We start from the raw sequence: 13854 nt of genomic DNA on the forward strand, positions 1-13854 counted from the left end.
CACCCCTTCGCTCCGCGCCTTACCGACTGCTGAGGTGCGCCATGACAACCACCACTGAACGTAAAGGCATCCACCTGACCCGCTCGTTGAAGAGCCGGCACATTTTCATGCTGTCCCTGGGCGGCGTGATCGGCACCGGGCTGTTCATGGGCTCCGGGGTCACCATCAACCAGGGCGGCCCCTGGGGGGCGATCCTCTCTTATTTGGTGGCCGGGTTCCTGATGTACCTGGTGATGGTCTGCCTCGGCGAGCTGTCGGTGCAGATGCCGGTGTCCGGCTCGTTCCAGGCCCACGCCACCAAGTACATCGGCCCGGCCACCGGCTTCATGATCGGCTGGGTCTACTGGATGAGCTGGGCCACCACCGTGGGCCTGGAATTCACCGCCGCCGGCATGCTGATGCAGCGCTGGTTCCCCGACGTGCCGATCTGGTACTGGTCGGCGCTGTTCGTGGCCTTGCTGTTCGGCATCAACGCGCTGGCCACCCGCGCCTTTGGCGAGGCCGAATACTGGTTTGCCGGGATCAAGGTGCTGGCGATCCTGAGCTTTATCGTGGTCGGCGCGCTGGTGATCTTCGGTGTTATCGACCTGCCCAGCGGCGCCCCGGCGCCGATGTTCGACAACCTCAAGGGCGACTCCCTGTTCCCCAACGGCCTGCCGGCGGTGTTCGCGGTGATGATGACCGTGGTCTACGCCTTCCAGGGCTGCGAGATCATGGGCGTGGCGGCCGGCGAAACCGACCAGCCGGAAAAAAGCATTCCGCGGGCCGTGCGCAACGTGGTGTTCCGCGTGCTGATCTTTTACGTCCTGGCGGTGATGGTGCTGGCGGCGATCATTCCCTGGCAGCAAGCCGGGCTGGTGGAAAGCCCCTTCGTCCAGGTGTTCGACATGGTGGGCATTCCCTACGCTGCCGACCTGATGAACTTCGTGATCCTCACGGCGATTCTTTCGGTGGGCAACTCCGGGTTGTATGCCTCCACGCGCATCCTCTGGGCCATGTCCAAATCCGGCATGGCGCCCAAGGCCCTGTCGCCCCTGAGCAAACAGGGTGTGCCCCTGCGTGCCTTGTTCATCACTCTGTGCTTTGCCCTGATCTCGCTGATGACCAGCTTTATCGCTGCCGACACCCTGTTCATGGTGCTGATGGCTGTGAGTGGCATGGCTGGCACCGTGACTTGGATCGTCATCGCCCTGGCCCAGTACCGTTTCCGTCGCCAGTTCCTGCGTGAGGGCGGGCAGCTGGAGCAGCTCAAGTACCGCGCGCCGTGGTTTCCTCTGGTGCCGTTGCTGTGCATCGTGCTGTGCAGCTCGTTGTTTGTGTTTCTGGCTATGGATGAAACACAGCGGCCGTCGTTGTATTGGGGGTCGGGCTTTATCGCTCTGTGCTATGGCGCCTATTACCTGATGCAGCGCAAGCGTCAATTGCAACCTGCCGCCGCCTTGTAGGAGCGGCTTGCCGGCGAAGGGGCCCGTGAGGCGTGCAGCGTCTGGGTGGATGCCTTTGCCGGCTTTGCGGCTAGAAGGACGGGGTAGATATTCATTCCTGTGGTCATGGCCGCTGATGGTTTCGCCTTTACAGCGAGGTTGACGGGGTACATATCCGTTGCTGCGGTCACGGCCACTTAGGGTTTCGCCCTTACGGCGAGTCCCTTTTTACAAACGCCTAAAAAGGAACCAAAAACGCTTGCCCCTCCATGGGCCCCTCGCTGGGGCTCGGGGTTCCCTCGCTTCGGCATTGCTCCGGGGGCCCGCCGCCAACCGGCCATCCATGGCCGGGTGGCGGCTAGCTCGGCATCCATGCCGAGCTGCCCCCTACGCAACGCCTACGCTCGGCCTGCTGGGAAGGGGCCTGAAGATCAAGATCAAGATCAAGATCAAAAGCCAAAGCCAAAGCCAAGGTGCGCAGGCCGGCTCTTTGTAGCCGCTGCCGAAGGCTGCGAAACCAGGCGACGCGATATGTCAGGAATATCGGGGAGGCAGGTTTAGCGTCTCCTGCGACGGAGTGCCGCCCAGAGCGTTCGCAGCCTTCGGCAGCGGCTACATTAACGCGAACGGCAATGAAACAGGCCGGCCGGCAGGCCGCCGTCAGATTTTGATCTTGCTCTGGCTTTTGATCTTGATCTGAACGCCCCGTCAACCACGATGGCCGAACGCAGGCATTGATCCGTGGGTAACCCGGCAGGGATGCCGGGTTAGCCGCCACCCGGCCATGGATGGCCGGTGGCGGCGGCCCACGGATCAATGCCGGAGTTCGGGCATGCCGAGCCTAGGCGAGGCACCGAGTGGAGGGGCAGGAGCCTTTGGTTACTTTGGGCTTTTCAAAGTGACTCGCTGTAAGAGCGAAACCGCCAGCGGCCGCACCCGCAGGAACGGATATGTACCCAACCCCCGCTGTAAAAGCGGAACCATAAGCCGCCGCACCCGCAGCAACGGATATGCCCACCAATCAGACCGCACCCTCATGTTTTACGACCGCCGCGCGCCCGAGCGGGAGCAAGCGCCCTGGCCACAAAAAAAACTCCCCCACCCGCACTTTTGTCGAGGCTTGTTCGAAGTTGTAACAACCCCCACGCAACAACCCCCAATGCCCAGATTTTTACCTAATAAAAACAAAGGGATACTTCAAAAAGTCGACCAAAACTCCCCCCAAGCCCCCCAATTGCCGCCTTGTTGAACACTCGTTTAGTATCACCCTCAAGCCACCCCCTCACGCCAACCACAATAATTCGAGGACGCCCATGACCCTTTCATCGTCGCTGCTCAGCCGGATCGAAGCCGGCGTAGCCTGGATCACCCTCAACCGCCCGGCGCAACGCAACGCCCTGGACATCCCGACCCTCAAAGCGCTGCACAGCCTGCTGGACACCTGCAACAGCGACCCCAGCGTCCGAGCCGTGGTACTCACTGGCAGCGGCCGCAGTTTCTGCGCCGGTGCCGACCTGGCGGAGTGGGCCGAAGCCGAAGCCCGCGGCGCTCTGGAAAGCTACGGCTGGACCGAAACCGCCCACGCCCTGATGACCCGGCTGCACAGCCTGGACAAACCCACCATCGCCGCCATCAACGGCACCGCCGTGGGCGCGGGCATGGACCTGAGTCTGTGCTGCGACCTGCGGGTGGCGGCGCAGTCGGCGCGGTTCAAGGCCGGCTACACCAGCATGGCCTACTCGCCGGACGCCGGCGCCAGCTGGCACCTGCCGCGCTTGATCGGCAGCGAACAGGCCAAGCGCCTGCTGTTTCTCGACGAATTGTGGAGCGCCGAACGGGCCCTGGCCGCCGGGCTGGTGGGCGAGGTGTGCGCCGATGAGCAGTTGATCGCCAGCGTCAGTGAGCTGGCCGCGCGCTTGGCCGCTGGCCCGACTTTCGCCTTTGCCCAGACCAAGAAGCTGATCCGCCAGGGCGCCGAGCGCAGTTTGCCGCAGCAGTTGGCGGCCGAGCTGGCCGCCGGCCTGCTGTGCGGGCGCAGCGCCGACGGTGCCGAAGCCCTGCGCGCTGCTACGGAAAAACGCCCGCCACGTTTCCAGGGCATGTAGGAGCGGCCGGGCGGCGCTCGGTTTGCCGGCGAAAGGGCCCCTGGGCCATGCGCCCATTTTGTATGAGCCGGCTTGCCGGCGAAGGCGCCCGCAAGAACAGCGCCTTATTCAAGGGCCTCTTCGCCAGCAAGCTGGCTCCTACGGGAAGGTTTTTTCGGCAGGCCGTCCTGCCCGATCACTGTTTTTTTGCACCGTCACTCACTCACAGGTAGCGCCATGAATTTCCAACTCAGCCAAGAACAAGAAATGCTGGTGGACGCGGTTCGCAGTTTTGTCAGCAAGGAGTTGCTGCCCCACGAGGACGCGGTGGACCGCGCCGATGAGGTCAGTGCCGACCTCGCTGGAGAAATTCGCAGCAAGGCCATCGCCGCTGGTTTCTATGCCTTCAACATGCCCGAGGAAGTCGGCGGCGGTGGCCTGGACTACCTGTCCCAGGCGCTGATCGAGCGTGAGCTGGCCAAGTGTTCCTGGGCCCTGCATGTGTTCGTGGCCCGGCCGTCGAAAATCCTCATGGCCTGCACCGGCTCGCAGATCGGCGACTACCTGCTGCCCTGCGTGCAAGGGCGCAAGGTCGACTGCTTCGCCCTGACCGAACCCGGCGCCGGTTCCGATGCCAATGCGATCAAGACCCGCGCCGTGCGCGACGGCGGCGACTTCGTGCTAAACGGCAGCAAGCATTTCATCAGCCACGCCGGGCATGCGGATTTTGCCATTGTCTTTGCGGTCACCGGCACCTATGAGCACAACGGTCGTCAGCGCAACGCGGTGACTTCGTTCCTGGTGGACCGCGACACCCCGGGCCTGACCATCCGCCGTGGCCCCAAGTGCGTGAGCAACCGTGGCTATCACACCTTCGAGATGTTCTTCGACGACTGCCGGGTGCCGGCCAACAAGGTGCTGGGGGAGGTGGGCAAGGGCTGGGAAGTGGCCAACGCCTGGCTCACCGCCGGGCGAGTGATGGTGGCGGCCAACTGCGTGGGGCAGGCCCAGCGCGCCCTGGATGCCTCCCTGCAATGGGCGGCGGATCGCAAGCAGTTCGGCCAGGCCATCGGCAGTTACCAGGGGGTGTCGTTCAAGCTGGCGGACATGGCCACGCAGATCCGCGCCGCCGAGCTGTTGACCCTGCACACCGCCTGGAAGATGGACCAGGGCAGCATGACCGACGGCGAGGCCGGCATGGCCAAGCTGTTCGCCAGTGAAGTGCTGGGCCGGGTGGCCGACGAGGCGGTGCAGATCTACGGCGGCATGGGCCTGATGGACGAAGGCCCGGTGGAACGCATCTGGCGCAATGCGCGGATCGAGCGCATCTGGGAAGGTACTTCGGAGATCCAGCGCCACATCATTTCCCGTGAACTGCTGCGGCCGCTGATGCGCTGAGCGCCCTGGAGAATTGCCGTCATGTCCCAGACTCTACGTGACAATCTCAAGCGCCTGCTGGCCCCAAGGCACCTGGCCTTCGTCGGTGGGCGCAGCATGGCCCGGGCCCTCAAGCGCTGCGCCGAAGGCGGGTTTACCGGGCCCATGTGGCTGGTCAACCCGCAGCATGCCGAGCTCGATGGTGTGCCTTGTGTGGCCAGCATCGAACAGTTGCCCTGCGCCCCGGATGCGGTGTTCGTCGCCACCAACCGCGAGCTGACCCTGACCTGCGTCGCGGCGCTGGCGGCCAAGGGCGCGGGTGGGGCGATCTGTTACGCCTCGGGCTTTGCCGAAACCGGCGCCCAGGGCCAGGCCCTGCAACAGCAACTGCTGCAGGCCGCGGGCGACATGGCGCTGCTGGGTCCCAACTGCTACGGCCTGCTGGATTACCTGCACAGCGCCGCGCTGTGGCCGGTGGCCCATGGCGGTCAACCCGTGGAACGCGGTGTGGCGGTGCTGACCCAGAGCGGCAACTTTGCCTACAACCTGTCCATGAGCGATCGCTCGCTGCCGGTGGCCTACATGGCGTCGGTGGGCAATCAGGCGCAGCTGGGCATTGCCGAGCTGATGGACGTGCTGCTGGACGAACCCCGGGTCACGGCCATCGGCCTGCACCTGGAAGGCCTGAAGAACGTGCCGAGGTTTGCCCGGGCGGCACATAAAGCCCTGGAGAAGGGCATTCCGATCATTGCCCTGAAGACCGGGGTGTCGCAGATCGGCGCCGAGCTGGCCTTGAGTCACACCAGTTCGCTGTCGGGTTCCGATGCCTTGTACGACGCGTTGTTCCAGCGCCTGGGGGTGATCCGGGTCAGCGGTCCGGTGAGTTTTGTCGAGACCTTGAAGGCCGCCTCCTGCGGGCAGTTGCCGGCCGGCCCGCAACTGATGGCCCTGGCCTGTTCGGGGGGCGATGCCGGGCTGATCGCTGACTACGCCGAGCGCAACGGCCTACAGCTGCCCAAGCTGGAGGCCGGGCAATGTGCTGAGCTGGCCGAGGTGCTGCCGGGCTACGCCAATCTGGTCAACCCGCTGGATTTCACCACGGCGATCTGGGGCGACGCCCAGGCCCTGCAAACCATGCTCGATAGCGCCCTGCGGACCGAGGCCGACAGCGCCATGCTGGTGCTGGATTACCCGGCCGAGTTCACTGGCGAGCGCAAGGAATGCGACCTGCTGCTGGAGCTGTTTTGCGCGGCGCTGCAACGCCACGGCAAGCGCGGTTTTGTCACTTCGGCCTTTCCCGAACTGCTGCCGGCCAGCGCCCGGGAGCGTTTGCATGCGCATGGCATTCCCGCCTTGCAAGGGGTGGAGGATGGCCTTGCCGCTTGGGGCCGGATCGTCGCCTATCAACAGCGACGCTCGGCGTTGCTGGCCCTAGGTGAATCGGCCCTGGTGCCGCTGTGCCCGCAGGCCCTGCACGGCGCCAGCGTGCTGCTGGACGAGTGGCAGTCCAAACAGGCCTTGCGCGGCTTCGGCCTGAGCATTCCGGACGGTGTGCTGAGCACCCCCGAGCAGGCCTTGAGCGCGGCCGCTGCGGTCGGTTATCCGCTGGTGCTCAAGGCGGTCAGCGCGCAGTTGCCGCACAAGACCGAGGCCGGGGCGGTGGCCCTGAATCTCAAGGACCCTGAAGCCCTGGGTGCGGCCTTGCGCTTGATGCGCACGCGGATCGCCGAGCATGCGCCTGGGGTAGCCTTTGATCGGGTGTTGCTGGAACCCATGGCCGCGCCGCCCCTGGCGGAGCTGATTGTCGGCATCAAGCGCGAGAACGACTTCGGCCTGGCCTTGGTGATCGGTGCTGGCGGGGTGCTGGTGGAATTGCTCAAGGACAGTCGCAGCCTGCTGCTGCCCACCACCGAAGGGGCGATCCGCCGGGCCCTGCTCAGCCTGCGCAGCGCCGCCTTGCTGCAGGGTTTTCGCGGGCGCCCGACGGCTGATCTTGAAGCCCTGGTGGCGGCCATCGGCGCGGTGGCGGACTACGCCTGCGAACACGCCGGGCAATTGCTGGAACTGGATGTGAACCCATTGTTGGTCGGTGCCCAAGGCACCGTCGCGGTCGATGCGTTGATTCGCCTTGGCCAGGCTTGAGGAGAGAGACATGCACGATCAGACCTTGACCGGTGGCCAGGCCCTGGTACGCCTGCTGGCCGGCTACGGCGTCGACACGGTGTTCGGCATTCCCGGGGTGCACACCCTGGAGCTGTATCGCGGCCTGCCCGGCAGCGGCATTCGCCACGTGCTGACCCGCCACGAGCAGGGCGCGGGCTTTATGGCCGACGGTTACGCCCGGGTCAGTAGCAAGCCCGGGGTGTGCTTCGTTATCAGCGGCCCGGGGGTGACCAACGTCGCCACGCCGATTGGCCAGGCTTATGCCGACTCGATCCCGCTGCTGGTGATTTCCAGCGTCAACCACAGCGCCAGCCTGGGCAAGGGCTGCGGCTCGCTGCACGAAACCCAGGACCAGCGCGCCATCACTGCGCCTATCACCGCCTTTTCGGCCCTGGCCCTGAGCCCGGAAGATCTGCCGGAGCTGATCGCCCGGGCCTTTGCCGTGTTCGACAGCGAGCGCCCGCGCCCGGTGCACATCAGCGTGCCCCTGGATGTGCTGGCGGCCAAGCTCGCCCGGGACTGGACCGGCGAGGTGCGGCGACGCCCCGCTCGCGGCCCGGCTGCGGCGGCGGATATCCAGCAAGCGGCGGACAAACTGCGCAAGGCCAAGCGGCCGATGATCATTGCCGGTGGCGGCGCGCTGCACGCGGCCGAGCAGTTGCGGGCCTTGAGTACGCGCCTGGGCGCGGTGTTTTTCAGCAGCGTGGCGGGCAAGGGCCTGCTGCCGGAGGAGGCGCCGCTGAACGCCGGGGCGACCCTGTGTGTTGAGCCCGGCTGGCAGTTGATCAGTCAGGCCGACGTGGTGCTGGCGGTGGGCACCGAGATGGCCGACACCGACTACTGGCGCGAGCGCCTGCCGCTGAACGGCGAGCTGCTGCGCCTGGATATCGACCCGCGCAAGTTCAATGACTTCTACCCGTGTGCGGTGGCTTTGCACGGTGATGCCCGCGCCACCCTGGACGCCTTGCTCCAGGCCTTGCCAGCCACACCGGCCGAAGCGGGGGCGGCGATTCACGCGGTGGCCGATCTGCGTCAGGCGGTGCAGAACGGGCAGGGGCCCTTGCAGCAGATTCACCGCTCGATCCTGCAACGGATTGCCGCCGAACTGCCGGAGCACGGCTTTATCGCCAGCGACATGACCCAACTGGCCTACAGCGGCAACTACCTGTACCCGAGCCGGGCCACCCGCAGCTGGTTGCATCCCACCGGCTACGGCACCCTCGGCTACGGCTTGCCGGCCGGCATCGGAGCCAAGCTCGGCGCCCCCGAGCGCCCGGGGCTGGTGCTGGTGGGCGACGGCGGTTTTCTCTACACGGTGCAGGAGCTGGCCACGGCGGTGGAGGAGCTGGACAGCCCGCTGGTGGTGCTGCTGTGGAACAACGACGCCCTGGGGCAGATTCGCGATGACATGCTGGATCTGAACATCGAACCCATCGGTGTGCTGCCGCGCAATCCGGATTTTGCCGCCCTGGCCCGGGCCTTTGGTTGCAGCGTCAGCCAGCCCGCCAGCCTCGATGAGTTGCAGCAGGAACTGCGCAGCGGCTTTGCCCGCAATGGCGTGACCCTGATCGAACTCAAGCACGCCTGCGCGCGTTGACCATCCCCTTTTGCCTGGAGCCTGAGCATGCGCTTTTCTCAACTGACCCAACGTATTGCCGGAGACGGCGCCGCCGCCTGGGACATTCATTACCGGGCCCTGGCCAAACGCGAACGTGGCGAGGAAGTCTGGTTGCTGTCGGTGGGCGACCCGGATTTCGACACTCCGCAACCCATCGTCCAGGCGGCCATCGACAGCCTGCAGGCCGGCCACACCCATTACGCCGATGTGCGCGGCAAGCGCGCCTTGCGCGAGGCCATTGCCCGGCGCCATCAGCAGCGCAGCGGGCAAGTGGTGGATGCCGAGCAAGTGGTGGTGTTGGCCGGTGCCCAGTGCGCCCTGTACAGCGTGGCCCAGTGCCTGCTGGACCCGGGCGATGAGGTGATCGTGGCCGAGCCGATGTACGTCACCTATGAAGCGGTGTTCGGCGCTTGCAATGCCCAGGTGGTGCCGTTGCCGGTGCGGGCCGAGGACGGGTTTCGGGTGCAGCCCGAGGCGGTGGCCGCGCGCATCACCGGCAAGACCCGGGCCCTGGTGCTCAACACCCCGCACAACCCCACGGGCGCGAGTATTCCCCGGGCCACTTGGGAAGCCCTGGCGGCGCTGTGCATCGAACATGACCTGTGGCTGATCTGCGACGAGGTCTACAGCGAGCTGCTGTACGAGGGCGAACACGTCAGCCCGGCCAGCTTGCCGGGCATGGCCGAGCGCACCGCGACCCTCAACAGCCTGTCCAAGTCTCACGCCATGACTGGCTGGCGCCTGGGCTGGGTGGTGGCGCCGACGGCCCTGGCGGCGCACCTGGAAAACCTCGCCCTGTGCATGCTCTACGGCTCGCCGGAATTCATTCAGGACGCAGCCATCGTGGCCCTGGAGCAACCCTTGCCGCAGTTGCGGGAGATGGCCGAGGCCTATCGCCAGCGGCGGGATCTGGTCTGCGACTGTCTGGCCGATTGCCCCGGCGCCCGGCCGTTGAAGCCTGATGGCGGCATGTTCGTCATGGTCGACATCCGCGCCACCGGGCTCAGCGCCCAGGCCTTCAGCCAGCGCCTGTTGGACGAGCAGGGCGTCTCGGTGCTGGCCGGCGAAGCCTTCGGCCCCAGCGCCGCTGGGCATATCCGCCTGGGGCTGGTGCTGCAGCCGGATGACTTGCGCGAAGCCTGTCGGCGCATCGCCCTGTGCGCTGAGCACTGCCTGAGCCGCCGGGTTGCCCCTGCCACTTTGCCCACTGTTTGAGGAGTCTTCATGAAGGTACTGATCGTTCACGCCCACCCCGAACCGCAATCCTTCACCGCCGCCTTGCGCGACCAGGCCCGCAGCACCTTGGAGGCCCAGGGGCATCAGGTGCAGGTCAGCGACCTGTACGCCATGAACTGGAACCCGGTGGCCAGCGCCGCCGACTTTGGCGCCCGGGATAATCCGGATTATCTGGTGTACGCCCTGGAGCAACGTCTGGGGGTGAAGAACGCCAGCATCGCCGCGGACATCCAGGGCGAGCTGGACAAGCTGCTGTGGGCTGACCTGTTGATCCTCAACTTCCCGGTGTTCTGGTTCTCGGTGCCGGCCATGCTCAAGGGCTGGATCGACCGGGTGCTGGTGTCGGGGGTGTGTTATGGCGGCAAGCGTTTCTATGACCAGGGCGGGCTGGCGGGCAAGAAAGCCCTGGTGACCCTGACCCTGGGCGGGCGCGAGCACATGTTTGGTGACGGCGCGATCCATGGACCGCTCGAAGAGATGTTGCGCCCGTTGCTGCGGGGCACTTTGGCCTATGTGGGCTGTGACGTACTGGAACCGTTCGTGGCCTGGCATGTGCCCTACATCAGCCAGGAAGCCCGAGAAGAATTCCTGCACAGCTACCGTCAACGCCTGCAGCACCTGGCGGACGAGCAACCCCTGGTCTTCCCGCGCCTGGACCAGTTCGACGAAGCCCTGCATCCACTGCCCCTGTAGCCGCTGCCGCAGGCTGCGAACGGCCCGCGAGGGCCGCGGCGTTCTTGAGATCGCTGCGAGTTTGGCGGGCGATCGTCAGGCAAGGTCCTGCGGACCTTTTCGCAGCTTCGCCGTGGCTCAGCAGCGGCTACAGGGCCAATGCCGATCGGGGTTGTGTAGCCGCTGCCGCAGGCTGCGAACGGCTTGGGCGGCATTCCGACGCAGGAGACGCGGGGATCTTAAGGCCGCCCAAGATCGGCAGGCGATCGTCAGGCAAGGCCCTTTGGGCCTTTGCGCAGCTTCGCAGGCTCAGCAGCGGCTACAGGGGGCGGCGATTCTATGGGGCGCTCAGAAGCGCAGGGTTGCTCCGGTGGTCAGCCAGCGGTCGCGGTCTTCGCTCAGGTGCTGGCCAACGATCAGGTCCAGGTCCAGGTGCTGCCCCACGTGCAGGCGCGGGCCGGCCTGCCAGCCTTGTTCGCCGCCGCGCTGGCCGTAGCGCTCGGCAATCAGGGTCAGGCTCGGCATGAGGTCGTATTCCACACCGCTGCCCCAGGTCCAGCGGTGGTTCTGTTCGCCATCGTCGTAGGCATGGGTCCAGCCGGCATTGAGGTTCAGCCGCAGGCTGTCGCTGGCGCTGAAGGTCAGGGGCAGGGTGAGGTCGCCGCCGTCGAAGCTGTGGTGGCGGTTCAGGGCCCAGTGGGCGGAACCGGCCAGGGCCAGTTGCAGGCCCAGGTCTTCGCGGTTCAGCAGTTGGACCTTGATCTGCGGGCTGAGCTGGGTTTCGCCGTGATCGTCGGCCTGCTGGCGCTGCACGGCGGCCCCCAGTTGCACCCAGGGCAGTTGGCTGAAGGTGCAGGCCGGGGCAATCACGCTGTTGTGGCTGGAGCCTTGATGCCGGGTGCTCTGGTACCAGACATCGACATTGCATTCCCCAGGGGCGTTGATGGCGCCGTCATCCACTACATAGGCGCCGCCGGCGGCCTGGGCCTTGGAGCACAGGGCCAGGGTGGCGGTGGCCCCGGCAGTGAGGGCGAGGAACAGCAGGTTGCGTTTGAGCATGCGGCTTTTTGCGGCAGGCAGGGTGTGGCCCCAGGAGGCGGAACGCGAGGAGCGATGTGGACGGTGCTTGGACATGGCGGATCTCGTTCTGTTGGGGCGCCGGACCGCTTGGTTGGGGAGCCGGCGCGGGTGGGTGCTGCGTGGGGTGTTTACTGGTCGTCGACCGATAGGGTCTGGATGCCGCGGACCCGGGCCTGGGCCAGCAGCTCTTCGGTGTCTTCCCCGCCGGGCAGGGCGAGGACGATGTCCGGGCGGCTGTCGGCCAGCATGAAGCTGTTGCGCAGGCGCTCGGCGTGTTTGCCGTGCAGTTGCCAGTTGGGCGGGTAGCGGACGATGTGGGCCCCGGTTTCCCGGGCCCAGTCCTCGATGTGGGCACCGAGGAATTGGCTGCCGCCGTGGATCACCACCCGCACTTCGTGCAGGCGCTGGAAGGCTTCCAGGACCCGGCGGCACAGGCGGCTGTCGGCGTAGTAGCGGCCGGCGCAGATCAGGACGCGCATGGGCTGTCCTCCTTGGCTCCGGTCACGGGGTGCTCGGCGCCGGGCGCGTCGGCCAGGGGCTCGCTGAGGTAGCCGTGCTCGATGTCGCGCTCACCGGCGCGCTCCAGGGCCGGGTAGGCCAGGGCGGCGATGTGGTGGTGGACCCGGCGGTAGTCGCGCAGCAGGCGCTGGAAGATGTCTCCGGATTCGGCCCAGGCGCTCTGGTCTTCGCGCAGTTGGCGAAAGTGCTCGCGGCCGGCGGCGGCTTCCAGGCGCCGAACGTTTTCCTTGCGCGCCAGCAACTGGTGGGCGGTGGGCAGGTCTTCGCGCAGGAACACGGTGATCGCCAGGCTCAGGCTGTCCAGCAACTCCTGGTGCAGCGGGTACAGGGTGCCCAACTCGAAAGCGGAAAAGGCCTCGCCACGGCGCAGACGCCTTACTGCCAATTGCGCCAGGCTGGTGGAAAGAATGTCGCCGGCGTGTTCCAGGTTGATCACCAGCAGCAGGATTTCCTGGGAGCGGTCGGCGTCCTGGTCGCTGATGCCTTCCTTGCCGATGTCCGCCAGGTAGGCGCGGATCGCCGCGCTGAGCAGGTCCAGGGACTGGTCGATGTGCCGCACCTGCTCGGCATGGGTGATGCTTGAGGTGCGAAACAGCTGCAGCACCCGGTCGAGCATGCTCGAAAGCATGTCGGCCATGCGCAGGGCTTCGCGGGCGGCGTTGGCCAGGCCGATATTGGCCACTTCCAGGCCGGCCTGGTCCAGGTACAGCGGCATGCCCGGATCGGTGACCGGGGCGGGAGCCGGCAGCAGCCGGGTCAGCAGCTTGCCCAGGGGCTCGGTGAAGCCAATGAACAGCAGGCCGAGGATCAGGCTGAAGGCGCTGTGCAGGTAGACCACCAGCAACTCCGGTGGCAGGGCTTGCACTGCGTCCAGGTGGGCCAGGGCGGTGATCCAGGGCAGCACCAGGACCACGCCCACCAGGCGCACCAGCAGGTTGCCCAGGGGCAGGCGCCGGGCCACGTTGCCGCTGGCGCCGAGCAGGGATGGCAGGGTGCCGCCGAGGTTGACCCCCAGCACCAGGGCCATGCTGGTGGCTGGCGACAGCAGGCCGGTGCCGGCCAGGGAGGCGATCAGCAGCACCACCGCGACGCTGGAGTGGCACATCCAGGTCAGCAGCATGGCCACCAGCAGCGCCAGCAACAGGTCGCCGTCGAGGCTGGTCATCACCAGCTGGAACACCGGGGTGCTTTCCACCGCGCCCAGGGTGGCGCCGAGCATGCCCAGGGCCAGCAGCATCAGGCCCAGGCCGATCAGCGCGCAGCCGATGCTTTCAAAGCGCGAGTCGTCCCGCAGGCGGAAGGTCAGGAAACCCGCCAGCAGCAGCACCGGGGCCAGCAGCGAGAGGTCGAGGCTGAGCAGCTGGACCACCAGGGTCGAGCCGATATTGGCCCCCAGCATCACCGCCAGCGCGGGGGCCAGGCCCAGGGTGCCGGCAGCGGTAAAGGAGCTGGCCATCAGGCTCACTGCGGTGCTGCTTTGCAGCACACCGGTGATGCCGACGCCGCACAGCAGCGCCAGCCAGCGGTTGTTCAGGTGTTGCCCGAGCCAGTGCCGCAGTGGGCTGCCGAAGCCGCGCAGGAGTGATCCGCAGATCATCTGCGAACCCCACAGCAGCAGGGCGATGGCGCCGGCCAGGTTGATCAGAAGAGTGGTGCCCGACATGAGTGTGCTCCCGGGTCG

At 66.4% G+C, this 13854-nt stretch carries 10 protein-coding genes; 7 read left to right on the forward strand and 3 right to left on the reverse strand.

The window, feature by feature from the left end; translation table 11 throughout:
* Positions 1-41: 41 nt before the first annotated feature.
* The 7 genes from WIN67_RS14060 (at position 42) to WIN67_RS14090 (ending at position 10595) form a co-directional block, all read left to right on the forward strand.
* The gene (locus WIN67_RS14060) at positions 42-1445 is read left to right on the forward strand and encodes an amino acid permease (RefSeq protein WP_272755348.1); all 1404 of its coding nucleotides are present in this window, start codon (positions 42-44) and stop codon (positions 1443-1445) included.
* 1292 nt (positions 1446-2737) lie between these two features.
* Positions 2738-3529, forward strand: a complete 792-nt coding sequence (locus WIN67_RS14065; RefSeq protein WP_253084897.1) for an enoyl-CoA hydratase/isomerase family protein — start codon at positions 2738-2740, stop codon at positions 3527-3529.
* Positions 3530-3745: 216 nt separating this feature from the next.
* Positions 3746-4906, forward strand: coding sequence for an acyl-CoA dehydrogenase family protein (locus WIN67_RS14070; protein WP_110595526.1), 1161 nt, complete (start codon positions 3746-3748; stop codon positions 4904-4906).
* Positions 4907-4927: 21 nt separating this feature from the next.
* Complete coding sequence (locus WIN67_RS14075; RefSeq protein ID WP_339071507.1) at positions 4928-7027, forward strand: acetate--CoA ligase family protein; 2100 nt, start codon at positions 4928-4930, stop codon at positions 7025-7027.
* Positions 7028-7037: 10 nt separating this feature from the next.
* On the forward strand, positions 7038-8645 hold the full coding sequence (locus tag WIN67_RS14080) for a 5-guanidino-2-oxopentanoate decarboxylase (protein WP_339071508.1): 1608 nt from the start codon (positions 7038-7040) through the stop codon (positions 8643-8645).
* 27 nt (positions 8646-8672) lie between these two features.
* Positions 8673-9881 carry a pyridoxal phosphate-dependent aminotransferase gene (locus tag WIN67_RS14085; protein WP_339071509.1) on the forward strand — a complete coding sequence of 403 codons (1209 nt, stop codon included), beginning with the start codon at positions 8673-8675 and terminating at the stop codon, positions 9879-9881.
* Positions 9882-9890: 9 nt separating this feature from the next.
* A complete protein-coding gene (locus tag WIN67_RS14090; protein ID WP_339071510.1) occupies positions 9891-10595 on the forward strand; it encodes an NAD(P)H-dependent oxidoreductase in 705 nt (234 codons plus the stop codon).
* 327 nt (positions 10596-10922) lie between these two features.
* Here the strand turns inward: WIN67_RS14090 and WIN67_RS14095 are convergent, their stop codons facing one another.
* The 3 genes from WIN67_RS14095 to WIN67_RS14105 form a co-directional block, all read right to left on the reverse strand.
* On the reverse strand, positions 10923-11708 hold the full coding sequence (locus tag WIN67_RS14095) for a hypothetical protein (protein ID WP_339071511.1): 786 nt from the start codon (positions 11706-11708) through the stop codon (positions 10923-10925).
* Positions 11709-11782: 74 nt separating this feature from the next.
* Complete coding sequence (locus WIN67_RS14100; protein WP_092314336.1) at positions 11783-12133, reverse strand: DUF2493 domain-containing protein; 351 nt, start codon at positions 12131-12133, stop codon at positions 11783-11785.
* Entirely contained in the window at positions 12121-13836 is a 1716-nt protein-coding gene (locus tag WIN67_RS14105) for a Na/Pi cotransporter family protein (protein ID WP_273905756.1), read from the reverse strand. Before WIN67_RS14105 ends, WIN67_RS14100 begins: the two co-directional genes overlap by 13 nt.
* Positions 13837-13854 lie beyond the last annotated feature (18 nt).

The sequence above is a fragment of the Pseudomonas idahonensis genome, from assembly GCF_037903935.1.
Lineage (GTDB): Bacteria > Pseudomonadota > Gammaproteobacteria > Pseudomonadales > Pseudomonadaceae > Aquipseudomonas > Aquipseudomonas danubii.

Excerpts from the sequence above, each read along its gene's own strand:
- WIN67_RS14060 (WP_272755348.1), top strand. The coding sequence starts at position 42 with ATGACAACCACCACTGAACGTAAAGGCATCCACCTGACCCGCTCGTTG.
- WIN67_RS14065 (WP_253084897.1), top strand. The coding sequence starts at position 2,738 with ATGACCCTTTCATCGTCGCTGCTCAGCCGGATCGAAGCCGGCGTAGCC.
- WIN67_RS14070 (WP_110595526.1), top strand. The coding sequence starts at position 3,746 with ATGAATTTCCAACTCAGCCAAGAACAAGAAATGCTGGTGGACGCGGTT.
- WIN67_RS14075 (WP_339071507.1), top strand. The coding sequence starts at position 4,928 with ATGTCCCAGACTCTACGTGACAATCTCAAGCGCCTGCTGGCCCCAAGG.
- WIN67_RS14080 (WP_339071508.1), top strand. The coding sequence starts at position 7,038 with ATGCACGATCAGACCTTGACCGGTGGCCAGGCCCTGGTACGCCTGCTG.
- WIN67_RS14085 (WP_339071509.1), top strand. The coding sequence starts at position 8,673 with ATGCGCTTTTCTCAACTGACCCAACGTATTGCCGGAGACGGCGCCGCC.
- WIN67_RS14090 (WP_339071510.1), top strand. The coding sequence starts at position 9,891 with ATGAAGGTACTGATCGTTCACGCCCACCCCGAACCGCAATCCTTCACC.
- WIN67_RS14095 (WP_339071511.1), bottom strand. The coding sequence starts at position 11,708 with ATGTCCAAGCACCGTCCACATCGCTCCTCGCGTTCCGCCTCCTGGGGC.
- WIN67_RS14100 (WP_092314336.1), bottom strand. The coding sequence starts at position 12,133 with ATGCGCGTCCTGATCTGCGCCGGCCGCTACTACGCCGACAGCCGCCTG.
- WIN67_RS14105 (WP_273905756.1), bottom strand. The coding sequence starts at position 13,836 with ATGTCGGGCACCACTCTTCTGATCAACCTGGCCGGCGCCATCGCCCTG.